This is a genomic window from Fibrobacterota bacterium (genome assembly GCA_019509785.1).
Classification (GTDB): Bacteria; Fibrobacterota; Fibrobacteria; order UBA11236; family UBA11236; genus Chersky-265.
This window is the reverse complement of the sequence record JAEKLQ010000061.1, coordinates 14,507-37,056: the sequence shown is the minus strand read 5'-3', so window position 1 is coordinate 37,056 and position 22,550 is coordinate 14,507. Positions and strand designations below refer to the sequence as shown.

General features: G+C 62.4%; 21 protein-coding genes. 4 read left to right on the top strand and 17 right to left on the bottom strand.

The genetic code is table 11. The features are described from left to right. Positions 1 to 453, bottom strand: a 453-nt coding sequence (locus JF616_18185) for a hypothetical protein (protein ID MBW8889690.1), incomplete at its 3' end; no start/stop codon positions are given. 326 nt (positions 454 to 779) lie between these two features. On the opposite strand from JF616_18185, the gene JF616_18180 reads away from it, so the two are divergent. Beyond that, complete coding sequence (locus tag JF616_18180) at positions 780 to 2,264, top strand: DUF4990 domain-containing protein (protein MBW8889689.1); 1,485 nt, start codon at positions 780 to 782, stop codon at positions 2,262 to 2,264. On the opposite strand, the gene JF616_18175 is transcribed toward JF616_18180, so the two are convergent. Further along, the gene (locus JF616_18175; protein ID MBW8889688.1) at positions 2,212 to 2,658 is read right to left on the bottom strand and encodes a hypothetical protein; all 447 of its coding nucleotides are present in this window, start codon (positions 2,656 to 2,658) and stop codon (positions 2,212 to 2,214) included. The two genes, JF616_18180 and JF616_18175, sit on opposite strands and share 53 nt — an antisense overlap. A 196-nt stretch (positions 2,659 to 2,854) precedes the next feature. Beyond that, positions 2,855 to 3,739: a DUF2797 domain-containing protein gene (locus tag JF616_18170; protein MBW8889687.1), complete on the bottom strand. Its 885-nt coding sequence runs from the start codon at positions 3,737 to 3,739 to the stop codon at positions 2,855 to 2,857. Between the two features lie 67 nt (positions 3,740 to 3,806). Here JF616_18170 and JF616_18165 point away from each other — a divergent pair, with 67 nt between their 5' ends. Further along, the gene (locus tag JF616_18165; GenBank protein ID MBW8889686.1) at positions 3,807 to 4,160 is read left to right on the top strand and encodes a Spx/MgsR family RNA polymerase-binding regulatory protein; all 354 of its coding nucleotides are present in this window, start codon (positions 3,807 to 3,809) and stop codon (positions 4,158 to 4,160) included. A 67-nt stretch (positions 4,161 to 4,227) separates the two neighbouring features. Beyond that, a complete protein-coding gene (locus JF616_18160; protein ID MBW8889685.1) occupies positions 4,228 to 5,526 on the top strand; it encodes a DNA photolyase in 1,299 nt (432 codons plus the stop codon). Here JF616_18160 and JF616_18155 read toward each other — a convergent pair. Then, positions 5,460 to 6,098: a DUF4230 domain-containing protein gene (locus tag JF616_18155; protein ID MBW8889684.1), complete on the bottom strand. Its 639-nt coding sequence runs from the start codon at positions 6,096 to 6,098 to the stop codon at positions 5,460 to 5,462. The genes JF616_18160 and JF616_18155 overlap by 67 nt on opposite strands. Positions 6,099 to 6,160: 62 nt before the next feature. Then, positions 6,161 to 6,478, bottom strand: coding sequence for a rhodanese-like domain-containing protein (locus JF616_18150; GenBank protein MBW8889683.1), 318 nt, complete (start codon positions 6,476 to 6,478; stop codon positions 6,161 to 6,163). Positions 6,479 to 6,700: 222 nt separating this feature from the next. Here JF616_18150 and rpsD point away from each other — a divergent pair, with 222 nt between their 5' ends. Continuing rightward, entirely contained in the window at positions 6,701 to 7,306 is a 606-nt protein-coding gene (gene rpsD, locus JF616_18145) for a 30S ribosomal protein S4 (protein MBW8889682.1), read from the top strand. A 78-nt stretch (positions 7,307 to 7,384) separates the two neighbouring features. Here rpsD and JF616_18140 read toward each other — a convergent pair whose 3' ends face one another. The 12 genes from JF616_18140 to JF616_18085 all read right to left on the bottom strand — a co-directional run bounded on the left by JF616_18140 (position 7,385) and on the right by JF616_18085 (position 22,489). Beyond that, the gene (locus JF616_18140) at positions 7,385 to 8,701 is read right to left on the bottom strand and encodes a hypothetical protein (protein ID MBW8889681.1); all 1,317 of its coding nucleotides are present in this window, start codon (positions 8,699 to 8,701) and stop codon (positions 7,385 to 7,387) included. A gap of 99 nt (positions 8,702 to 8,800) precedes the next feature. Beyond that, entirely contained in the window at positions 8,801 to 9,628 is an 828-nt protein-coding gene (locus tag JF616_18135) for a lytic polysaccharide monooxygenase (GenBank protein MBW8889680.1), read from the bottom strand. A gap of 69 nt (positions 9,629 to 9,697) precedes the next feature. Next, complete coding sequence (locus JF616_18130; protein MBW8889679.1) at positions 9,698 to 11,248, bottom strand: hypothetical protein; 1,551 nt, start codon at positions 11,246 to 11,248, stop codon at positions 9,698 to 9,700. 425 nt (positions 11,249 to 11,673) lie between these two features. After that, the gene (locus JF616_18125) at positions 11,674 to 12,141 is read right to left on the bottom strand and encodes a transcriptional repressor (protein ID MBW8889678.1); all 468 of its coding nucleotides are present in this window, start codon (positions 12,139 to 12,141) and stop codon (positions 11,674 to 11,676) included. Positions 12,142 to 12,328: 187 nt separating this feature from the next. Then, entirely contained in the window at positions 12,329 to 14,704 is a 2,376-nt protein-coding gene (gene dacB, locus JF616_18120; protein ID MBW8889677.1) for a D-alanyl-D-alanine carboxypeptidase/D-alanyl-D-alanine-endopeptidase, read from the bottom strand. Positions 14,705 to 14,775: 71 nt separating this feature from the next. After that, on the bottom strand, positions 14,776 to 15,564 hold the full coding sequence (locus JF616_18115; GenBank protein MBW8889676.1) for a hypothetical protein: 789 nt from the start codon (positions 15,562 to 15,564) through the stop codon (positions 14,776 to 14,778). Between the two features lie 98 nt (positions 15,565 to 15,662). Continuing rightward, positions 15,663 to 16,946, bottom strand: a complete 1,284-nt coding sequence (gene aroA / locus JF616_18110) for a 3-phosphoshikimate 1-carboxyvinyltransferase (GenBank protein ID MBW8889675.1) — start codon at positions 16,944 to 16,946, stop codon at positions 15,663 to 15,665. Between the two features lie 458 nt (positions 16,947 to 17,404). Then, positions 17,405 to 18,241: a heavy metal-binding domain-containing protein gene (locus tag JF616_18105; protein ID MBW8889674.1), complete on the bottom strand. Its 837-nt coding sequence runs from the start codon at positions 18,239 to 18,241 to the stop codon at positions 17,405 to 17,407. Positions 18,242 to 18,354: 113 nt separating this feature from the next. Beyond that, on the bottom strand, positions 18,355 to 19,035 hold the full coding sequence (gene ftsE, locus JF616_18100) for a cell division ATP-binding protein FtsE (GenBank protein MBW8889673.1): 681 nt from the start codon (positions 19,033 to 19,035) through the stop codon (positions 18,355 to 18,357). A 2-nt stretch (positions 19,036 to 19,037) separates the two neighbouring features. Then, positions 19,038 to 19,784, bottom strand: coding sequence for a class I SAM-dependent methyltransferase (locus tag JF616_18095; GenBank protein ID MBW8889672.1), 747 nt, complete (start codon positions 19,782 to 19,784; stop codon positions 19,038 to 19,040). 7 nt (positions 19,785 to 19,791) lie between these two features. Further along, a complete protein-coding gene (locus JF616_18090; protein ID MBW8889671.1) occupies positions 19,792 to 21,171 on the bottom strand; it encodes a peptidylprolyl isomerase in 1,380 nt (459 codons plus the stop codon). Then, positions 21,143 to 22,489, bottom strand: a complete 1,347-nt coding sequence (locus JF616_18085) for a peptidyl-prolyl cis-trans isomerase (protein MBW8889670.1) — start codon at positions 22,487 to 22,489, stop codon at positions 21,143 to 21,145. The genes JF616_18090 and JF616_18085 overlap by 29 nt, the downstream gene beginning before the upstream one ends. Between the last annotated feature and the right edge of the window lie 61 nt (positions 22,490 to 22,550).

The following is a 22,550-nucleotide window of genomic DNA, read 5'->3' as shown; positions in this document are numbered from 1 at the left end:
GAAAAACATCAGGGACAGGGTGGGCACGAAGAAACGGTTCTCGAATCCCAGCAGCGTTCCGGCCTCCGCGGAAACCGCCTGACCATTTTCGTTCCAGAGATACCCGGTACCATAGGTGAATGCCACATTGCGGGTCTCAGGGACGCCTTGTTTGATATCCAGGGAGATCCCTAGATAGTCGGATTCGTTCTGGATCACGCCGGCAGTCGGCGTGACCACGATTTCGCGTTGATTCCCCAGCCCCCTCTCATAGGTCAGGGAGCCGCCCGCCAAAGAGGGCCCGAACAATTCGCCGGCCGATGTTCCCTCCGCCGTTACGGCGCTTTCCCTGGCGGGCAGGACGCGCGGGGATCCGAAGAACGCGGTGCGGGCGGGCGGGGTGGCCATGTTGAAACTGCAGGCGGCGAAGAACGGGAGCGCGAAAAGGGCAGGCAGGAAAGTTTTTTTGGTCATGATGCGCTCCACTTTTTTCGATAGATCCAAGCTTCGAGCGCAAATAGAATGCCATCGACGGAATAGCCTTAATACTACGAATAGTCGCGAAGGGCAGGGCGCGGATGGAAAAGGCGGAATGGTTCGCGCGCAAAAAGCTGCGCGGACTGCGCAAGATGCGCATTCGGATGCGTACCGGCCTTCGGAGTCCCAAAAAACCGAAGCCGGCGTGGCCTACTTGGTAACAATCGCTCCAATCGGGGGCTACAAGCGGGAATCCGGAACCGCTATGCGCAGGGTCAGGGTAGATTCCCGAACGGAAGCGGAATGGGCCGCGGAAAGTCGGAATGATGGTGAAAAGCATCGCCTCGGGATTGTTCGCGGGAGCCCTGGTCCTGGGAGCCGGTCGGGCAGGCGCCGCCGTTTATTATGTCGCAGTCGCCGGCGATGATTCCGCCGCGGGAACCCTAGAGAAGCCCTTCGCCAGCATGCAGCGCGCCCAGGATGCCGCGAGCCCGGGCGATACCGTTTTCCTCCGGGGCGGGACCTATAAAATCGGCAAGACGCCGGCGGCCAACTCCGGCATCCACCTGACCAAAAGCGGGACTTCGGAAACCAAGCGCATCTGCTATTGGGCCTACCGCGCCGAGAAGCCGGTCCTCGATTTTTCAGCGGCGCAGCTGGATCCTACCGTCACCGGGGCCGGCATCTGGATCGAAGGCGGGAACTGGTTGTACCTGAAGGGGCTCGAAATCCGGAACGTACCCATGACCGGGAAGCGATCCTGCAACGGCATCTGGGGCAATCCGACCAGCAATACCATTTTCGAGAACCTGGATATCCACCATAACGCGGGGGCGGGATTGTTCCTGGCCTACGGCAACGGCGGCAACCTTATCCTCAATTGCGATGCGCATCACAATTATGACGAATTTTCGGATCAGGGGAACGGGCAGAACGCGGATGGCTTCGGCGTGCATTACCAGAAGTCGGGCCCGCCGACCATCCTGCGCGGCTGCCGCGCCTGGTGGAATTCCGACGACGGTTTCGACTGCATCAACCAAGGCGTGGCGGTGATGATCGAGGATAGTTGGAACGCGCTCAACGGCTATAAGCCCGGCACCACCACCTCGGCGCCGGACGGGAACGGGAACGGTTTCAAGATCGGGGGATGGGGCAATCCTCCCGCGAAGTACCCCGATCCCATCCCGCAACATACCATACGCCGCTGCATCTCCTTCCTGAACAAGGCCGCGGGCTTCTATCAGAATCATCAACCCGTGGACAACTTCTATTACAACAATACCGCGTACGCCAATCACGGCGTCGCCTTCAACATGCTCGGCTACGACCTGGCCAAGGCCGCGGACGCGGGGATGGGCATCTACCGGAACAACGTCGCTTTCCAAGGCACCGCCACGGCGAGCGCGACCGGGGCCGATGCGGCCTTCAACTCCTGGGACATTTCCGGATTGACCGTGGCGGCATCGGACTTCCAGAGCGTGGATACGGCCGGCGTGTTCGGCCCGCGCAAACCGGACGGCAGCCTCCCGGACGTCTCTTTCCTGAAGTTGTCGGCAAACAGCCATTTAATCGGCAAGGGTAAGGACGTGGGATTGCCCTTCGCGGGCTCGGCCCCCGATCTGGGGGCTTTCGAATACGGGATGACGGTCGCCATCGGGGCCCGGCCCGCGGCGGCCGGCGTACCATCGACCTCCACCGCCCATGGCGGGCCCGAGGTCGATGCCTTGGGCCGCCGGCAGGACGAGGAGCGCTCGGTCAATTCTCGTCGTGGCGCATTTCGACCTGCTCTTTATCCAGCGTCTCGATGATTTCCGCCGCGAAGGCGCGGTCCGGGGCCACGGCCATGTCCGCGTCCACCGCCCCGTTATTGACCCAAGGGCTGACGTTCACATCGCCCGCGCCGGTCACCTTCTGATTCGGTAATTCATGCTTTTGCGCGCCCGCCGGCGCCAGCGCCAACAAGTCCCCGTTGCGGACCCAGCCTTTCAATCCGCCCACGGTCTCCACGAGGGATTGGGCGGCGCCGGGATGCAGCATGCGCACAGATTGCCCGGCTTCCAAGGAGGCCAAGGGCGGAGGCTCCAGGGTTTCGGTCCGATAGAGATCGGCATCATGCTTTAGGGCATATCCGAGGGAAGCTAGGGAAAGGGCGGGGAAAACCAAGGTCACGGGAAGGCAATACCGGAGCAAGGCGGTTCGCATAGGGTCCTCCGAATGGTTTTTGTGTCGCTGTCGCAGGCTCCCCAGAGGGGGGGTAACTTCAAAGGTACGGCGGCCTCGTGGCGGGCGCAATCGGAATTTTACCCCGATTCGGAAACCGCGGCGTAAGGAAAGACGGGAAGCGGGACGGTTTTTCAGGAAGCTCTTGAAAAGCGAGGCAGGCTTATGGTAGGCAGGACTAGAATAGGGAAGTCTGGGCGGGATCCTTGGCGACGGGGATGAGTCCCGCCGGGGAGACCAGCGCGGTTTCGGCTTTCGCAACCGCCGCTGCCGGGTTTCCCCCGGCCGGCGCGGCTGAAGCGTCCCATTCCCATTCCAACTCGTATCCGCCGTACTTGCGCATATTGATGACGCCGGTGCTGAGGATCAGGTACTGCCCTTTGATCCCTTGCAATTCCCCGGAAACCTCGGGCTGCTTGTCCAGGTTGAGCGAGGCCGGCTTGGCGGGAAATGCCAAGACAGGATAAACGAAGGCGTATTCCTCTTCGAACAACCGCTCGCCCGGAAGATCGGCCCCCCACGATGCGAAGAGCTTGTCGCGCTCCGCCTTCAGATCGACGCGTTCCGAATTGCCTTTCAGCATGGCGCGCCAATTGGTCTTATCCGGCACCAGGCGGCTCAGGGTCGATTCCACCCGGCCCGAATCGAGCCGGTTTTTCACGCGGACGATGGGAAGCGCCTGCACCGCGCCTTGGTCCATCCAGCGCGTGCGCATCTGATGGGAACGTGTGATCCCCACCTTGAGGCCGGAGGAATTGGCCAGGTACACGGTATGCTCGATCATGCAATGCTTTTCGCCCCAGGCCGGCTCGCGGCAGGTCCCGAGATGGAAATGGCAAAGCTCGGGCTTGACGATGCACATGTCGCATTGCGCCAGGGTCTGCATGCATTTGAAGCAATACCCCTGGCTGAAGCTGGTCTTGGTCAGGTTGCCGCAATTCACGCAGAAGATGCGGCCGGTATGCCGGAAGCGTACGGGCTTCCCGATCACGTCGTTCAGCCGCAGCGCGGAGTCGCCGATGGGCAGCTCGTAGCGCACCGGGGATTCGGGGTAGGTGCGCATCTTCGCGATGGGGCCGAGTCGTTTATCCATCCTGGCCAAAATAGCAACTTGGTTATCTTTGCATCCCATGCTCACCTTCTACGGTTACAAGAAATGCGATACCTGCCGTAAGGCGGAAAAAGCCCTGGCCAAGCTGGGCCGGGAGTACGCCTTCGTCGACATCACGGAGAGCCCGCCCACGCGTCCGGCCTTGAAGAAGATCGTGGATCAGAGCGGCGCGGAGCTTAAGAAGTTCTTCAATACCAGCGGCGTGCAGTATAAGGAACTCAAGATCAAGGACAAGATCCCCAAGCTAGGCGAAGGCGGGATTCTCGACCTGTTGGCGGGGAATGGCCGCCTGATCAAGCGGCCGCTGGTCACCGACGGGAGCAAGAGCACGGTGGGTTTCGACGAAGCGGCGTTCCTGAAGGCCTGGAAGTAGACCTTAGGCGTTCCAAGCCGCAGGGCGGGTCGGCCCATCCCGCCGGGGCTTAGTACCTTTACCGACCATGGCACCGGAAACACGGCCCGCGCCGGACGCGGCGACCCATAAAACCCTGGCCGCCCTGGAAGGCGGCGTGCTGGAGCGCCTCCTTCCCGCCGATCGGGAATTGGCCTTCCGCATGGAGCGGGATTTCGGCTTCAGCTTCCAGCAATTGAAGCGCCTCGGCGATTGGCTCATCGACGCATCCGTCTGGGGCGAATCCGGCTTCCGCGCATCCCTGGATGCCGACCTCGCGGGGCCATTGCCCGGCCACTCGCGTCAACAGGGGGAGTACCTGTTCCGCCGATGGCAGCAGGCCTACCTGGACCTGGCCGCGCGGCCCAAGGCCTATCCGAAGGATCCGGGCGATGCGCCCAAGGAGAAATTGCCCGCCCACCGCTTCGTCGACAAGGAGCTCAAGGGCCGCATCTTCCGCCTCTGCCCGGCCGCTTCGGAACGCGCGGTCTGCTGCAACCTTAAAGTCCTCAACATCGTCGACAATTGCGCCATGGCCTGTTCCTACTGCGTCCTGCAGAACCATTACGACGAGGCCGTGGTGGCGGCGCCGACCAATCTCAAGGCCAAGCTCGCCGAAGTCGAACTCAATCCGGCCAAGCGCTATCGCATCGGCACCGGCGAATACAGCGACTCCCTTTTATGGGGCAACAAGAACGATATCTTGCGGGACCTCTGCGATTTCGCCCGCTCCCATCCCAACGCCGTCATCGAGCTCAAGACCAAGTCGGCCAACGTCGCCTGGATCCTGGAGAACGACATCCCCGCCAACGTCTGCTGCTCCTGGTCACTCAACCCGCAGATCATCGTGGCCAACGAGGAGCATAAGACGGCCTCCCTGGACCGCCGCCTGGAAGCGGCCCGCGCCGTCGCCGACAAGGGCGTCAAGGTCGGCTTCCATTTCCATCCCATGATGTACTTCGAAGGTTGGGAAGGGGAATACCGGGGGCTCATGGCCCGGGTCTTGGAGTCGTTCCGAGCCGAAGAGGTGCTGTGGATTTCCCTCGGCTGCGTCACCTTGCTCAAGGGCTTCGCCCAGGACTTCCGCCTCAAGTACAAGCATTCCAAACTGCTGCAGATGGAAACCGAGACCACGCCCGACGGGAAGATCACCTATGCTTCCGCCGTGCGGGAAAAGCTCTACCGCAACGCGCTGGAAGCCCTCGCCCCCTGGCGCGGCCGGGTATTCCAGTACCTATGCATGGAGCACAAGCCGATGTGGGATGCGGTGATGGGCTTCGCTTACGGAAGCATGGGCGAGTTCGACGACGCTTTCAACGAATCCGCGTTCGCCAAGCTGCCGCGATAACGCACGGCGATTTCGACTCCCGTGCGCCGGGAAACCCCCGCCAACTCTTCTTCCAACCGGCTTTCGCACTCGCGCAAAAGGCCCGCCCGCATGGTTTCCGCCAAGGCTTCGGTTCGCAGGTCGGCCATGGCTTGGGATTTCTCCGCTTCGCCGATGCGGTTCCACCAGCCTTCCCGATCCGTCAGCACCTCGTAGCGGATCATGTCCGCCGAGAGCACGCGGGGAAGGGGGAGCTCGAAATAGGCTTTGCGCAGGCCGGGCTCGAGGGCGAAGCGCGTATCCGGGTCGCGCAGATCGAAACCGGCCTTGATCCGGAAGACGGCGCGCAGGGACAGTTCCGCCTTACTGCGTAGGCGTACGCTTTCGATGCGATGGGAGACGTCGGCATCGCGCGAGACCAGGGCCAATTCGGCGAGGGGTTTCTTCTCCTCGACCACGACCCAATCGCGCAGGGTGACGGAGGGGCTTAAGCCGAGGGATTGGGCCAGGGCTTCCGAGAGGGCCCGGCCGACCTTTTCGGGCCGTATCCGATCCAGAAAATACCAGGCGCCGCCGCCGGCGCACAACAACAAGGCGAGCAGGATGCCCAGGATGATCCCGAAGCGGGGACCGCGGGCCGGGGGAGAGGAATCGCTCAGGCCGAACGCCCCTCGGGGTTGACCTCGTTCAACCAGGACAGGATCCCTCCCGTAAGGTTGACGCAGTTGGAATAGCCCTTGGTTTTCAGGAACTCGATAGCGGTACGGGAGCGTTTGCCGGACCGGCAATGGATATAGACCGTCCCTTCCTTGGGGATTTCCTGCCAGCGGGATTCCAGTTCGCTCATGGGAATCAGCTTTCCGGCGAGGTTCACCTCGTCGAACTCATCCTGTTCCCGGACGTCGATGAGGGGGGTGGAGGGATTGCTCTCCAGGATTTCACTCAGTTCCGACGCGGAGATTTCATCGCTCATGGACATTGCAGGTCTCCCTGGGGGGGTATTTTAGGCGAATTTCAGGGTTCAATATAGGATTTCCCGTCCCCCGGACCTGCCTCCCTCGCGGTGGGACGAGGTCGTTTGCCGGTTTCGTTGAAAAAAACAAGGCTCTTAGTTAACTTGTAAAGCCTTAAAAAATCGTTGTTTGCGGATTGGGCGCCGAGTAGGGCGTCGAAGTCCCGAAGAAGGAAATACGGAATGTCGGCAGGACCCAAAGTTAAGATTTCCCGCGCGCTGAATCTGGCCATCACGCCGAAGGCCGCCCGCATCATGGAGCGCCGTTCTTTCACCCCCGGCCAGCACGGCCTGGCGCGTAAGAAGAGCCCTTCCACGTACAAGCTTCAGTTGCTCGAGAAGCAGCGCCTCAAGGCCACGTACAACGTGTCCGAGAAGCAGCTGCGCAGCTACTACGCCAAAGCCTCGCATTCCCACGAGTCCACCGGCACGGTGCTGCTGTCCTACCTGGAAACGCGCGCCGACGCCGCCATCTACCGCATGGGCTTCGCCCGTACCATCTACGCCGCGCGCCAGTACATCGCCCACGGCCACTTCAACATCAACGGCAAGCGCATCTTCACTCCCAGCCATCAGATGAAGGTCGGGGACGTGATCACGGTGCAGGAGAAATCCAAGAACCATCCCCAGTTGATCGAGGCTCTCACCCATTCGGGCGGCATCCAGGTGCCGGAGTACTACGAGATCAACAAGGTGAAGATGGAAGGCAAGCTGATCGCCAAGCCTATCCGCGAGCAGATCCCCGTGAAGCTCGCCGAGCAGCACGTGGTGGAATACTACTCCCGGTAAACTCTGCGTTACTTCGCGGCCTTCGGGCCGCGCTGGAAAGGCGTTCCGCGAGGGACGCCTTTTTCTTTTCCGGCCCGCCTATTCCTTACGGCTCGCGCCTTTCGCATCGATCAGCCCCCTATGCCCTGCGGACGGCGCGGACCAAACCCGCACCGGGGAACGGATCCCTTGGGGTGGAGTCGGAACTGCGCGCAGGGCGCGCTTGAGGCCGACGTTTTCCGCATCCTCCCAGACCGAAAGCCCATCGGGCCCGCTTAGGTACACGCTGCCCCCTTCGCCGGCGACGCGGAATCCGGGCTCGTCATTGCGGGTGCCATAGGGCTTGCTTCCGCTCGGACCCGCGAATTGATTGCACCCCTTGGGACCCGTAATACGCAGGAACCCGATCGGGTCCAGCACGAACAGCCCCGAATCGGTGGCGGCCGTCTCCACGCCGAGGTCGAGGCATGGCCCTAGCGCGCGTGTCCAAGTGGCCCCGCTGTCCGGGGTCCGGAAGACCGAATCCTTGCCGATGAAAACGATGTCATTCCGGAGCACGTCCATGGCGTAAAAGACGGCCCTGGGAAAGGAGCCGGCCCTCTTGAATCCGGCGCCGTCCTTGGAGAGGTAAATGCCGCGGCCTTCCGGCCCGTCCCCTCCATAAACGATCCGGTCATTGCCGGTCGCGAAGCTGAATAATTCCGGCTGCTGGGGGAAGGAAAGCGTATCCCAAACCTTCCGGGTCAGATCATAGCGGAAGAATCCTTTGGCCACGTCGCATGAGAAAAGATGGTTTTGCGTAAGGAGCAAATGCGGAACGTCCATGCTTGGGAGGGCCCGCCGCAGGTATTCCCATTGCCTTCCGCGGTCACGCGAAAGGTAAAGGCCCAGGGAGGTCTGGGCCGCCAGCATCGATCCATTGGCGGCCAACCCGCGGATATCGGCGGCGCGCGTTCCCTCGGTAATGGGATTCCAGTTCCGACCGTCGGCCGAAAAAAAGGAGATCCCGCCGCGGGTCACGGCCAGGATGCCATTGGAGGTGGCGACTAGATTCCTGAAGTTACCGCGGAAGTCGAATGCCAGAACGCTGTCTTTCCCGGAGTGGCGCCAAACATACCCACGGCCCGGGACCGGATTCTTGACCGTTAAGGTATCGCCTTGGAAAACGGCCGGCGCCTTGCAGTCCCCGGAGCTGGTATCGGAGAGAGGCCATCCCACGCTCCAGGTCGCCCCGCCATCTCCCGAAAACCGCTGATCGCCCGGAGTCGTCGCCCATAAGCTATCGCCTTTGCAGGCCGATAAGGAGAGCTGCACCGGATTGGGTTCGGTGAATTCGATCGCCCGCCATGCGGGCGCCCCCCAGGCGGAGATGCCGGCGCAGGTCAGGAGGGCGAGGGAGGGAAGGGGATGCGTCACGACCGTAAGGTATCGCGAGTCCTGCCGGAAAGCCTGCGGAACTTCCCGGCTTCTTACGGGGGATGGCTCCGGCGAAGGGGCGATTCCAGGCGGAAACCGCTAGCGGGTGCTTGCCGGCGCGCGGGGCAAGATTCCTGGTCGGCCAAGGTCCCGGGGGCGGCCTAACAGGTCCAAGCCGGTCGGGCTGGATGCGGGACTCGAGCGGCCGGGATCGCGCGGGCGGTAGGGGATCCGGATTGGGGTCCCGCCGAATTGCCCGTCGAAGCAGCCGTGGAAGCGTTCCAGGGTCGGCTCGGTACGGCCCCATTCCCCGTAAACGACATGATGCCCGGTGCGGGCGGGCAAGGTGCATCGGGTCACGAAGCGGTTGCCAGGCTTATCGGCGGTGATGGCCGGATTGGCGTCCGGCTTGGTATCGTCGTAGGTGAGGGAGCAGAAGGGCTCGGTTTCGAAATCGTCCCAGGCGAGCGCCTTGGTCGGCGAGAACACGAAATCGGGCTTGGTGATCCAATACTTGAACTCATGCGTGTCATCGAAATGCGGCCCCCAGACGACGTTCCAGGTAATGGCTTTAGGCCCCGCGGACATGGGCGTAGCGGGCCAGTCCATGGGGACGTCCCAAGGCGTTTCGGCCCCTTTCCAGAACTCCCCTGCGTATCCGCACACGTAGGCCGGCAAGGGATTGTCATGGGAGCGGCCTAACGTATGATTGACCACCGCCATGAAGTTGTAGGCGGCATCCTGGTTGATGGCGAAGGCGGTGGAGCAGGCCGGGGTCTTCGCCGACTTCAAGGCGATTTGATCGGGTTTGGTTTCCTCCCCGCAGATCCACATCCGCGAAGGGGGATCTTCGATGAGGCCGTGGGCATGCGGGAGGGAAACCGCGAGCGTACCGAGCAGAATGCAAAACGAAATGAAGGAACGCATCGTCCTTCCTCCCAAGGTTCGGAATCCGGCATTCATGCCGGCGGGCGCTGGAAAGCGGCGCCCTAGGTATCAGTCGCCTTTTATCGTCTTCCGGTTTCGTTCCGGTTCCAAACCGCCGTGGCCTTGCGGAATTTGGGCGTTAGGGGCGCTCACCCCGGCCCGTTTGCCCAATGCATCGCGGGCCGCGCCTCCCCGCGGAGGGAAGAAACCGGCGCGGGAGCTGGCGGAATATCGGCGGGAAGGGTTCTTCGGAAGCCGCCACGACACGGCCGCAGGGGTAGCATACAGGTTACGGACCCACAATTTACCGGGTCCCGCCGCATAAAGCACGGAGTCCCCGGCGGCGAGGATCACGAGGCTATCGGTTGGCGGGGCAGGCGTGGTCGTCCAGCCGGTATCCGTTGCCGTGGATTGCCGGATGACCCCGTCCAACCCGAGGCCGAAAAGGATCGAGTCGGAAACGGCTAGGGAAGACACCTCCGGACCTTTCCACGCGTTCCATCCGTGCCATTGCATTCCGGAGTCGGAGCTCGAGTAGATGCCCTTCGCCGAGTTTTCGACCCAGAGCTTCCGACCCAACGCGACCATGGTGAGGGTGCCGGACGTCTGTTTGCCATAAGGTTTGAAGCCGGCCCCTTGATCGAGGGAGCGGTAAGCCCCCGAGTAACGGCCGAAAAGCATCAGCAGTCCCGGCCTGGCGGCGACGAGTTGTCCCTGTAAGTAATTTTCCTTCCCGACCCAAGGGTCGAAATCACCAAGACGCCGGGACCACAAGGTACCTATAGGGCCATTGATAAAAGCGTTCGCATACACCCGTTCCTGGTCCACGGCGATCGAATAGCCGTTGGGGTTTATCCTATCGCTGGAAATGGTCGAGAAATGCGAACCTCCATCCTGTGAGCAGGAAACCCCGAGGTCGGTGGCCATGCATAGGTTCCGGCCGGCGGTAGCCAAGGCAAAGGGCGTGGCCGGACGCGTTCCTGGGCTGAGGAATGTCCAGACTCCCGCGGCGCTCCGCCGCAGCAAGCCTCCCGTCTCGGTTGTAACATACTGGTTACCCTGTAAAGAAGTGGCGCCTACGGATTTCCCCAAGGGATCGGATCCGAGAAAATTCGGGATCGATCCCGGATCTTCGCCCCAATTGCCTCCCGCGATCCATGTGCGACCCGAATCGACGGAGTACATGCGGGTATAGGTCCAGAAGCGGGAGGTGAGCATCACGAGGGTATCCTTCCATGCGAGGAAGCGAAGCCCGTCATCGATGACTGAATCGCCCCCTGCCTTGCTCCAGGTCGCCGCGGAATCGGGGGAACGATAGATGGCATGGGAACGGGCCGCGAGCATGAGCCCTTCGCCCGCCCAGATCGCGGTGATCGTTCCATTCCCAGGCAAGGAGGAAAGCGTGTGCCAGTTTTCTCCGCCATCGCTGGAGGCCCGCAAGCTATCATCGCCGCCGACGAACAAGGTTCGCCCATCGGTGAAGACGGATCGGGCCGGAAGGGGTTCCCGCAAGGGATACGAATCCCAGCTTGCCGCCGGGAAGGGACCCGAATTCCGCGACGGTTGGCCCAACGCGAGCGAGAAGGACATCAATAGCATGGCGAAGGTGAGGGGCTGCATCGCGTTTACCTCCGATATCTCGGTTGCGTCTTCGGCATCGATCCATCCGCCATCGCCGGCCTCGGGCTTGGGCCATGCTGACCATAAAACATAGTTCGATTCCCGCGTCCGCGCCCCATGTTCCGAAAACGCGCGATTGTTGATCGAGGCGGGTGGTCCGGTCGGGAAGGGGATGAGGGGGTAAAAAGAAAGCTGCTCCCTCGCGGGAGCAGCTTCTGCGGGCGAACGAATCCGCAGTGGCCTAAACCTCTGCCTTCGTCCGTCCGCTCCCCAGTGCGCCCCCCCGGCGCCCCCCGGGTAAAGGGGCGTATGGCTAAGGGCGCATCGGAAAACATAGCCCGCTTTTGCGGGCTACGCAGGGTTAGGGAGGAAGAAAGTGTTTACCGCCGGTAAATGGCTGGGGCCACCCTAAAGGCAGAATGGCGTCAGGATTTGGCGGAATCCTTGCGTGATGCCTTGGAAACGCCGAAAACCTGGATCTTGTAGCGTTTGATCTTGAAGCCTTCCTTGCGGGCCAGATCGTTCAGCGCATCCTCGAGCTTCTGCGAATACACTTCCCGTACGTCCCCGGAGTCGGTGCAGATGAGGTGGACGTGCGGTTTTGATCCCAGGGCGATCTCGTAATGGGTATGGCCGTGCCCGAAATCCGATTCGGAAAGGATGCCGGCTTCCACCAATTGGCTTAGGGACCGGTACAGGGTGGCGCGCGAGACCTTCAGGTCGGCTTTTTGCATGCCGAAGAGCAATTCGTCGGCGCTGAAATGGCCTTCCTGCCCGAGGATGAAATCCAACAGGCGGGTACGCTCCTTCGTGAAGAACATCTTGTTCTTCTTGAGGAAGTCGGAATAGAGGCCGTGCGCCTCGGGGTGGAGCTTGTCCTTCGAATCGCCCATTGGGGAAAAGATAAGAAACGCCGCTTAGAGCCCCGAACTTAATGGGGGCGAAGTAGCGAGGCCGAGCGAGCGGCCCGCGGACAAGGAAGACGATGGAGCGATATTTGGAAAATATCGCGACTGAGTCTGACGCAGTCCCCGGGCCGCGCAGCCGGCCGCAGCCGAGTACCCATTAAGTTCGGGGCTCTTAGGTGGGCGGGGGCAGGAATTCGAAGAAAAGCACTCCGGCGCATTTGCCTTTGCGCCCTTCCAGGTATTCCTTGAAAGGCATATCGGCCACTTTATGGAGAATCAGGCTGGCGTTGCGGAGGATGGGCGGATTCTTGCCATCGGCTAGCAGGAAGCCGGTATGGGTCACGTCCAGGCCGGGAATGTCGGTCACGAAAGCCACGCCCAGGAATTTCTCCCCGAAGGTCCAGTGCGACATCATGTCCAAGGCCTTGGCATAAGGCATGTAGGCGATTTCGGCCACCGGGTTGGCTTGGGGGTAGGGCAGTTTCTTGGCCGCGAAGAATTTCTTCTTATCGATGGCCTTATGGAGCAGGCTGTCGCCCGGGAAGCGGGCCACCTTCACGAAAGATGCGTTGTGCTTCAGCCAGTCTTCCACGAAGTAATGGTTGCGGGTGGGATAATCGACGGTGTCCGACCCGTAACGCAAGGCGAGGATGCGAGGCAATACGTCGCGCGGCTGCGCTGCGAGCGCGAGGGCCATGGAACTTTCGATCAAGGTCACGCAATCGAAGCGGCCGAGATCGATGAGCGGGGACGGATCGATGCGGCCGAAGCGGCCTTCGCCCGTGGGCCCCAGGAAATAGGGCCGATCCATCAGGGCGCCGCTGAAGAATTTCAGCCGATCGAAATAGGCCGCGGGGGCATCCGGCCGGCTCAATAGGCGATGGGCTTCGATCAGGGCGGGCCGTTCCTTGTTGTAGAAGAGGGCCACGTGGACGAGCAGCGAGTCCATCAGGCGCGAGGCCGATTCGGGCGATCCGCGGAAATCGTTGATGAACAGGGCGGACGCGAGGGTATCGCCGTCGATGCCGAAGGCGAATCCGCACAAGCCCTGCACGCCGCTGATGGAACCGGTCTTATAGCGGATCAAATGGGTCTGCATGTAAGGGCGAAGGCGCTTGCCCGTGGCGCCGTCCAGACCGGGGGAAGCCAGAGAGGCGATGTAATCGGCCACGTAGCGATGGCGCGCCATCTTCGCCAGCAAGGTCGCCATCCCGCGCGGCTTGATCTTATTGCTGGACGAGAGGCCGCAACCGTCGAAGAGCTTGAAATCATTGGTGTCGAGCCCTTGCCGGGCCAGGAAGGCCTTCTCGGCGCGGATGCCCCCCGCCGACGAGCCGTCATGATTCACGAACTTGCCGAGTTGGCGCAGGGTCAGTTCGGCATGGAGGTTCTGGCTGCGTTGGTTGATCTCCTCGACCACGTCGGTCAAGGGCGCGGTGACGAAGCGGAAGGATTTGGCCAAGGGGACGTTGGCCGCCACGCTTTCGGGCTTTACGATCATGCCGCGTAGGGCCATGGCCTTGAGGATGGAGGCCCGGAAATAGGCGGTGGGGTTGCGTACGGGCAGGATCATCTGGAATCCCTCGGCCCGCGTCCCGATATGGCCGCTCAAGGTCACCACGGTGGAGTCGGGATTCTGCGCGGGTACGATACGGCGCTTGCCCCCGGCCACGGTCTTGGCCTTGTTCACGATGCGGACGTAGCCCACGTCGGGAGTCACGGTGACCACGGCGGGATCGTTGGGTTTGGCGCCCGGTCCCACCTTGAGCACGAAGGTATTGTCGTTGTAGGACATCGCCGAAACCTCGGCTCCGTACCAGGTATTGAAATGATGCTGCTTCCAGGCCTCGGGACGATGCGGCCCGGTGAAGAAGGTATCGGTCACCTCCACCATCCCGCGCACCGTATCGATGCCCATCGCCTTGAGGGTATCCAGGAAGGGTTCCAACGGGCTCATGGCGTCCGGGAAAAACCGGTCCGAGATGTTGGGATCCCCCTGGCCCGAGATGCGCACCTTGCCCGTAAGGGTGCGGTTCTGGACCGAGCCCAGTACGTCCATGATGGTGGCCGGGAAATAGTTGATGGGGAAGGTATCCAGGGCCGCCGAAGTGACGATGAGCTTGAGGCAGGACGCGGGCGTGAACCAATCGGTATCGTTGAGCTGCGCCTCGAAGCGCTGGTAGCGGGTGGAATACACGCTGAAGCCCAGCTTCCCGTGTACGTGGCTGCGCTGGTAGACCGCTTCCAAATCCTTCTTGAGGAAGGGGGAGACCTGGGTGACATAATTATGGGCCACCGGCGTGAGGGCGGATTGGGCCGGCGCGTTGGGCGCGCCCAAGGTGGCGGCCTCCGAGGGCGTGGTGGACTCGGGCGTGTGGGTAGCGGCGGGGTTACCGGCGCCTACGGGGGCGGGCTTCGCCGGGGTTTGGGCCTTGGCCTCCGCGGTCGTACCGGTTTTGGGGGCCGGCGCGGCTTTACCGGCCGAATCCGCCTTGGAGGTATCCGAGGCGGCGAATGCGAATAGGAGACCGAATGCGAGGGCCTTCATGCGTCCCGCTCCGCGGCAATAAGGCTTTCCATCGGTTCCAGGAAATTAACAAAAACGGGCGCTGGATGCGATTAGGGGGATACGTTGCCTTTGTACCAAAGAGTGTCCCCGTGCAGGACACGGTAAAGGAGGCGGATGGAACCCGTTTCTTGGGAGCCCGTCCCGAGGGGCGCGGCGTAATCACTGGATTGGAGGGAAATGAAACCCGTACCCTGCAGGAAGGCAAGTACCTCTGATTGATACCGGAAATCGGATGAAATCAATTTCCGGCAGGGCGAGGTCCGGCCGACCTCGACGTATCCGCAATCCTGGGCCGCATCCTGGCTGTAGGGCGTTTGCACGACGGGAAAACCGCTCTTCGGGAATGAAACGGTCGCTTCGGTTATCAATCGCGAACTCCGCCTGAGTCCATCAGGATATTGGCGCATTACTCCCGATGGGAGAGCCACGTTCAGGAAAGCGTCCGCGTCGGTCATGGTCAAGCTGACTGGGGTTTCAGAAAAGGATATGGTATCGAGAGAGGCTATCTCTTCCCGGATCGTGTCGATCACGCCGGCAATCTCCTGGCTGTACCCGACCACGGCGCAGTGGATGGTATTGCTGTCCAAGAAGCGGCGACGCCCCGGGGATGCGGCCTCCGCCACGGGATTTCTCCGCACGGTATCGATGCAACTCCATCCCGGGGTCATGCCGGAGGAATAACGGAACTCCTTGGCGTACACGTATTCGGCGGAGTCCGGGAGGGGATTGAAGTCCCCCCCTGGTCCTTTTTCGGGATCCACTTCCCCGCAAGCCGAGATGAGTCGGCAGGCCAGAAGCAACCCCAGGGCGCGGCTTCGGCGGAATATCATTACTGGCATGAGGACTCCCCCGCGGCAGATTCGGAGATAACTATACAAATTGGTGAGAATTACGCGCCGGTTACGCCGGTGGGGAAACCGGGGAATCCGGGGCCGGCTCAAGCCGCCGTGAGAGCCCGGAAGGCTTCGAAATAACCTGGATAGGTCTTGCGGACGCATCCCGGATCGCGGATGGTAACAGGAACGCCGCCCAGGGAAACCAGGGAGAAGCACATGGCCATGCGATGATCTTGGTAGGTGTCGATCTCGGCTCCGCGCAAGGTCGCGGGCGGTTCGATCCGCAGCCAATCCGGGCCTTCCTCGGCGATCGCCCCGACCTTGCGCAGCTCGGTCGCCATGGCCCGGATGCGATCGGTCTCTTTCACGCGCCAGTTGCCGATGTTGCGGATCAGGGTGGGCCCTTGCGCGAACAAGGCCGCCACCGCCAAGGTCATGCCCGTATCCGACATCAAGTCCATATCGGCGTCGATGCCCTTGAGTGGGGCGCCGGCGACGCGGATGAAGTCGCGGCCATACTCGACCTTGGCCCCCATGCGTTCCAACATGGTAGCGAAGCGCGCCTCGCCCTGTAAGCTGTCCTTCCCGATGCCCCTCACCTCCACCGGCCCCCCGGCGATGGCGCCGGCGGCCAGGAAATAGGAGGCCGAAGAAGCATCCGGTTCCACCTCATACCGGCCCGGCGATACATACGCGCGCGACCCGGGATGCGAAAAGCGCCGGAAGCGATCGTTGATAACCGTGACACCGAAGGTTTCCATGATGCGCAAGGTGAGATCCACATACGGCGCCGAGACCAGCGCGCCTTCCACCTCCACTTCCACCGGGCCCTGGCACAGCGGAAGGGTCATCAACAGGCCCGTCAGGAATTGGCTCGACACGTCGCCCTTGATGCGCGTTGTCCCGCCCGCCAGCCCTTGCGCATCGATCCGGAGCGGCGGGAAGCCTTCCGCGCCCGTGTAGGCGATGCGCGTCGCGCCCGACAAGGGCCGCAGCGCCTCGACCAAATCGCGGATGGGCCGCTCGCGCATGCGCGCCACCCCGTCCACCGTGAACGTCCCCCGGCCCGCGGCCAAAAGCGCCGTCAGGAACCGCGTCGCGGTCCCCGAATTCCCCAGGAACAATTCCACCGGGGCCGTCGACCGGATAGGCCCGCCGCAGCCCGTAACTTCAAGGTTACCCCCGTCTTCCCGCATGGGAACGCCCAGCCGAAGCAGGGCCGCCCTCATCAATTCCACGTCCTCGCCATCCGGAAGATTCCCCAGCCGCGTCACGCCGCCGGCCAGGGCCGCCAAAGGCAGCACGCGATTGCCGATGCTCTTGGAACCAGGCGGCCGCACGCTCCCCCGCGCCACCCGGGCCGGAGCCAAAACAAGGGTATCCATATTCGTTGAAATCTATAAAACTCGCCAAACCCTCCGCCCCACCGCGCCGCGCGTAGTCCCCCCGCGGCGCAACCCCCAAAGCCTTCCAGTCGACCCCATCTATCTTTTCCGACCCGAGACCATCCTCTTTCCTAAGACCCCATCTTTCCCCAAAACCACGGGAGCAGACGCCACGATGCACATACCTGGCACCCCGTCATTGTCGCGAGGCTCTAGGGGCGCGCAAAGAAGAGGGAGGCCCACGCGACGGGCCGGGGGAGGCGGTTGCGACGAGTTAAGGCGGCGCCCGCTTTGCGCCGCGTAAGGATTCGAAGTACGGGCAGTCCGCGATTCCGCTCAAGGACCCGGCCCAGGATTCGCGGACGCCGCGGCGCAAAGCGGGCGGAACGACCGAAACCGCAGGCACCCCCCGCCTTATCCGAGGAGCAACCGACTCCCCCGGACCGGCGCAGCGGACCTCACTCGATCTTCACCGCAGTACCAATAGCCGCGCATAGAAAAACCATCGCATCGAACTGGGAGAATTGCAGCGTAGCGCCGACCACCCCGTTGGCGCCCAGCGCGCGCGCTTTCGCCACCAGCTCTTCGAAAGCCTTCTGCTTCACGCGTTGCAAGTGCTCTTCCGCGGCCTTCATGCGTTGCAGTTCACCGTAAGGCGCAGGATTGCGGAACAGAACGTCCTTGGGGATCACGATTTCCACCGACACCACGCCCAGATACGACTTGATGCGGCGGCCTTCCACGTTCGGGCCGGTGGTTAGAAGGAAGTTGGGCGCTTCCGGGGCCGCATCGGCATCGGTCATGCTTAGCGCCGATTTCGGATAAGCTTCGGTCCCCGTGCCCCGACGAGGGGTCGCGGAGGCCCGCAAGGCGGCGACGTCGGCTTGCGGCGCAGGGGAGAGTTGGCTTGGGAACGGGGCCGGCTCGGCGGCGATCAACAGGGGCGCTGCCGGGACCGCCACCGGAATGAAATCGGGCGCGGGTTTGGGAGCGAGGGGAAAATCGCTCGAAGCGGAAGCAAGAGCCGGAACCGGAACCGTGGCAGGCGCCGCCGCGGCCAGGCCGGGAAAGGCCTTCGCGGGATCCCTCTCCAGGAATGGGCTCGCTTGCGGCGGGGCGTTAAGGCGCGGCGCGCTCTGGGTCGAGCGCGAAGCCGGGACTGGAGCCGAGGGCGCCGCCGATAGCGGCGCCAAATCCATGGCCTTAAAAGGTTTTATCCCCGGAGCGACGGAATCGCCGGGCGGGGAGTAGGGCGTCAGGAAAGGGCTATTGTCGGCGGAGAACGGTTTATCCATCTCATTTTTCCTCGAATGCCCATATTGTAAGGGGAGGCAAGACGGAATTGAGGAGGATTTAATCCCTCAGGCGGGCCCCGATGCGGGACCTGGGGAGAGGCTTACTAGGAAGGCTAAATGAAATCCCGATTGACCAATGCGCCCCGATTCAGCATCAGGCGCCGGTAGGGTAGGCTATTGATAAGCCCGTAATCGTGGGTCGCCATCAATACGGCAGTTCCGGACGCGTTGATGTTTTGGAAGATTTTGACAATCTCCTTGGAAGTTTGGGGATCGAGATTGCCCGTCGGCTCATCGGCCAGAACGATATAGGGCTCGTTGGCCATGGCCCTCGCGATGGAGACGCGCTGCTGTTCGCCGCCGGAAAGCTGATGCGGGAGGTTGCGCGCCTTATGGGAGATGCCGGTCAGCGTCAAGACCTCGTAGACGCGCTGCTTGATGCGCTTGTTGGAGTAGCCCGCCACGCGCAAGGCGAAAGCCACGTTCTCGAAGACGTTGCGATCGGGCAACAACTTGAAATCCTGGAAGACGATGCCCAGGCGCCGGCGCAACAGCTGGATCTTGGACATGGAGGTTTCCGTGGAACGGTACGCGAGATCCTTGTTGAAAGAGATCAGTACCTCGCCCACGTCAGGCTTCTCGTCCATGTAAATGAGCTTCAGCACCGTGGTCTTGCCCGCGCCGCTGGGCCCGGTCAGGAACACGAACTCGCCCCGGTCCAGGCGGAAATGCAAGTCAGCCAAGGCCTTCCAATCCTTCTCGTAGCTCTTGGAAACGTGGATGAACGAGATCATGGTCATGCGGGCCGCCGCAGCATGAAATGGATGCGTTCCGAGGTCTCGCGCGCCGGCCGGAAGGTGAAGCCCTCGTATACGCCTTCGACTACGAATCCCGCCTCGCGGGCCATCGCCTTGAGCGTGCCCACGGCGTAAATGCGTTGCTGGTGGCTCTCCTTGACCTTACGGAACAGGCCTTGGCCCGCATCCACGAAGAACACGAAATCGTTCCCCTGGATGCGCGCCTCGCGATCGAAATGGCTTTCCCGGTAGTAGGTGCAACCTTCCATCTCGCCGAAATCCACCGCATGATCGAAATGGCGCTTGGAGTTGGCCGCGGTGGTCACGTCGAACAGGAACAGACCGCCCGGGCGCAGCACCCGGTGGGCCTCGCGCAGGCATCGGAGCGCGTCCTTCTCTTCCATCAGGTAATTGAAGGCGTCGTAAATCATGAGGCAGAGATCGAAAGGGCCCTTGAAAGGAAGCGCCAGGGCGTTGGCGGCTACGCGCAAATCCGGCGACAGGATGGGCGCGCGCGAGAGCATGAAGGGGGAGAGGTCGGTATAGACGACCTGGGCGGCGGGAGGGAAGACGTCGCGGCGGGAGAAGGGGCAGGTGCCCGCGGCCAGCTCCAGGACCGCGCGCGGGTCCAGGCCGCCCTTCTTCCACAAACGCGTCAGATAACGGCCCCAGGCGTCGTAATCGACGTGGGCCATGATCCAATCGTAGTAAGGGGCGATGGTCCGGTACGAGGTCTCGTCCCGCATACCGGATTCAATCCTGGGACGAGCCGGAGCCGGCGTCCTCCATGCCCTCCGCGGCGTCGGGCAAGTTCTTGAATTGGGCCAGGCGGTTTTCGATGTGCACGGTCTCGCGCCATTTCTTCACGAAGCCGGAAAGCTTCTGGCCCATGTACCAGTTGCGGGCGTATTGGCTGATGTCGGCCCAGTCCTCATCCAGGGTCATCTTCCGTTCGGGCGCCACGCCGTCCAGGCGGAAGAGATGATAACTGTCGCCGATGGCCACCGGCGCGCTGATCCCGCCCACCTTGAGCGAATCCACGGCTTGCAGGTAGCGCGGGTCGAGCCGATCGCGGGTGAACCAGCCGAGGCTGCCGCCATGATCCTTGGTCTTCTTGTCCTCCGAGATCTTGGAAGCGAGTTCCGCGAATGAGTTCTTTTGCAAGGCCACGGTCCGCAGCGAATCCATGTACTTGAGCGCGCGGGCGCTATCGCCCGATTCGGGAACCAGGCGCACCAGGATGTGCGAGCAACGGATCTGATCATCCTTCTTGCCGGTCACCTTGATGATGTGGTATCCGAAGCGGGTGCGCACCGGGACCTTGGTATAGTCGCCCGCGTCGAGGCCGAAGGCGGCGCGCTCGAAGTCGGGATCGAGAGTGCCGCGTTTGGTATAACCGAGATCGCCGCCGTCCTTGCCCGAGGCATCGTCCGACTTGGCCTTGGCCAGATCGGCGAAGGCTTCGCCCTTGTCCAGCCGCTTGATCAGGGAATCGGCCTTCAGGTAGGCGGCCTTCTCGAGGACCGGGCTGGGGTTGATCTTGACTTGGATATGCGAAAGCCGCAGCCCGTTTTGCTGCAAAGGCAGGCTGTCCTTGTACCGATCGTAAAACTCCTTCACCTGCTGGTTGGACGGGTCGTGCTCGCCTACGTATTTGTACTGCAACTTCTGGCGGAAGGATTGATCCAGGTATTGCTGGGTGAGGCGTGCCCGGAATTGCGCCAGGCTCATCCCGTTGGTCTGCTTGAGCAGGGTCTCGAACTTCTTCTCGCCGCCTTGCTGATCCACGTAACGGGAGATGGCCTCTTCCACGCGCGGCGAGATGTCCCGCTCCGAAACCTTGATGGTGGTATCCTGCTTGGCCTTGACCAGCACCACCTTATCGTCGATGAGCTTCTCGAGCAATTCCTTGCGCAGCAGGTCTGCCGGCGCCTTCTGCAGTCCCGGCGTCTGGGCGGCCGTGACCATGCGCATTTCCTCCAGCTCGGAAAGCAGGATGATTTGATCGTCCACCAGGGCCACGACCCCGTCGTAGGGTTGGCGGGTGGCGGATGCGGGCATCGCCGCGGCGATCGCCGCGACCGCGAGGGCGGCGCAAAGGGATTTAATGCGAAGGAATCGTATCTGGCGCATCGGCATTCTCGGTTTTCTGCGAGGTGGCGTTTACGGCCGCTCCGCTATCGGGAGCCGTCGCGGCCGGGGCGGCCGGACGGGCATGTTTCTTGGTGGACTTCGGTTTGGCGGGAGGCGCGGCGGGGACCGGGTCCCACGGTTCGCGCGGAAGCGCGGGGTTCACTGGGGCAGCGGGAGCGGCTGCGGCGGGGGCTTGCGCCCCCATGTTCGTAGTCGGAGCCGAAGGCGAGGCCGCGACATGGGCCGGCGAAGGCGATGCGGCAACGGGGGCCACCGCAACGGAAGGGGAAGCCGGGGCCTTGGGTACGGCCGGAGCGGCGACGGGGCGGGAAGCGGCGGCCGGAACGGGCCGCGATGCGGCAGCGGCCGCGACGGGACGGGAGTTGGAGGCGGGGGAGGGGCCACTCGCATGGGCCGCGACGGGAGCCGGAGCCGCGGCGGCCTGGGCAGCCGGACCCGAAGCGACATCGCCGTTATCGGAGAGCCCGGGGATATTGTCGAGGTTGTAGCTCACCGCCAGGCCTTCCTTGTACTTGGCGATTCGGCCTTCCTGCAGCTTGTCCTTGCGCTCCAGGATGAGGATGCCGCTGATCTCCTCCTTGGCTTCCGGGAAGGCGATGAGGCTTCCCGCGTCCTGCTTCTCCAGGACTTTCACCAAATAGAAACCGTCGGAGCATGCCACCGGCAGGCTCACGCCTCCGATACCGGCCTTCTCGAGCTCTTGGGCCAGGCAAGGCGGGACTTCGCTCAACTTCTTGAAGGCGATGGAAGCGTAGGATTCCGGGGCGGGGTCGAGGGAGTTGGCGCCGGCCACCGCGAGGAAGTCGGAACGTTGCGCCTTGGACCTCAGCTCAGACGCTTGCTTGTTGGTCTGGGCGCGGATGTGGGCATATTTGTACTCCGGCACCTTGCGGCGGAAATCCTCTTTGTGCATCTCGTAGTACTGGTTCATGGCCATATCGTCCGGCTCGAACACTTCGCCGGCGTTCTCATGGGCCAGGAATTCCTCGATGAGCAGTTTCCGGCGCATCTTCTCCAGCTTGCGGGCCACGACGGGGTCCGACTCCAGCTTGGACTGCTTGGCTTGTTGGTAGACGGCTTCGTCGTCGATCCAGCGCTTGATGAAGTCGAGGTACTGCTCGCGGCGGATCAGCTGCTCGAATTCAGCGGGGAAGCTTTCGCGCAAATCATCCAGGGTCAGGGTGGATTTGCCGACCTGGGCTAAGACCACGGACTTGGATTCCTGCTTTTTGCAGGCGGACAAGCAGGCGGACAAAAGGGCCAGGCCCAGGAAGGCCAAGGCGTAGGGCGTTCTCATCAAATTGAACCTATCAATCCGGTAGGCGGATCAAGATACAAAACCGGCTCAATCTTTGCGA

Coding starts and splice junctions, on each gene's coding strand:
- JF616_18180 (MBW8889689.1), top strand. CDS start 780: ATGATGGTGAAAAGCATCGCCTCGGGATTGTTCGCGGGAGCCCTGGTC.
- JF616_18175 (MBW8889688.1), bottom strand. CDS start 2,658: ATGCGAACCGCCTTGCTCCGGTATTGCCTTCCCGTGACCTTGGTTTTC.
- JF616_18170 (MBW8889687.1), bottom strand. CDS start 3,739: ATGCGCACCTACCCCGAATCCCCGGTGCGCTACGAGCTGCCCATCGGC.
- JF616_18165 (MBW8889686.1), top strand. CDS start 3,807: ATGCTCACCTTCTACGGTTACAAGAAATGCGATACCTGCCGTAAGGCG.
- JF616_18160 (MBW8889685.1), top strand. CDS start 4,228: ATGGCACCGGAAACACGGCCCGCGCCGGACGCGGCGACCCATAAAACC.
- JF616_18150 (MBW8889683.1), bottom strand. CDS start 6,478: ATGAGCGATGAAATCTCCGCGTCGGAACTGAGTGAAATCCTGGAGAGC.
- rpsD (MBW8889682.1), top strand. CDS start 6,701: ATGTCGGCAGGACCCAAAGTTAAGATTTCCCGCGCGCTGAATCTGGCC.
- JF616_18135 (MBW8889680.1), bottom strand. CDS start 9,628: ATGCGTTCCTTCATTTCGTTTTGCATTCTGCTCGGTACGCTCGCGGTT.
- JF616_18130 (MBW8889679.1), bottom strand. CDS start 11,248: ATGCAGCCCCTCACCTTCGCCATGCTATTGATGTCCTTCTCGCTCGCG.
- JF616_18125 (MBW8889678.1), bottom strand. CDS start 12,141: ATGGGCGATTCGAAGGACAAGCTCCACCCCGAGGCGCACGGCCTCTAT.
- dacB (MBW8889677.1), bottom strand. CDS start 14,704: ATGAAGGCCCTCGCATTCGGTCTCCTATTCGCATTCGCCGCCTCGGAT.
- JF616_18115 (MBW8889676.1), bottom strand. CDS start 15,564: ATGCCAGTAATGATATTCCGCCGAAGCCGCGCCCTGGGGTTGCTTCTG.
- aroA (MBW8889675.1), bottom strand. CDS start 16,946: ATGGATACCCTTGTTTTGGCTCCGGCCCGGGTGGCGCGGGGGAGCGTG.
- JF616_18105 (MBW8889674.1), bottom strand. CDS start 18,241: ATGGATAAACCGTTCTCCGCCGACAATAGCCCTTTCCTGACGCCCTAC.
- ftsE (MBW8889673.1), bottom strand. CDS start 19,035: ATGATCTCGTTCATCCACGTTTCCAAGAGCTACGAGAAGGATTGGAAG.
- JF616_18095 (MBW8889672.1), bottom strand. CDS start 19,784: ATGCGGGACGAGACCTCGTACCGGACCATCGCCCCTTACTACGATTGG.
- JF616_18090 (MBW8889671.1), bottom strand. CDS start 21,171: ATGCGCCAGATACGATTCCTTCGCATTAAATCCCTTTGCGCCGCCCTC.
- JF616_18085 (MBW8889670.1), bottom strand. CDS start 22,489: ATGAGAACGCCCTACGCCTTGGCCTTCCTGGGCCTGGCCCTTTTGTCC.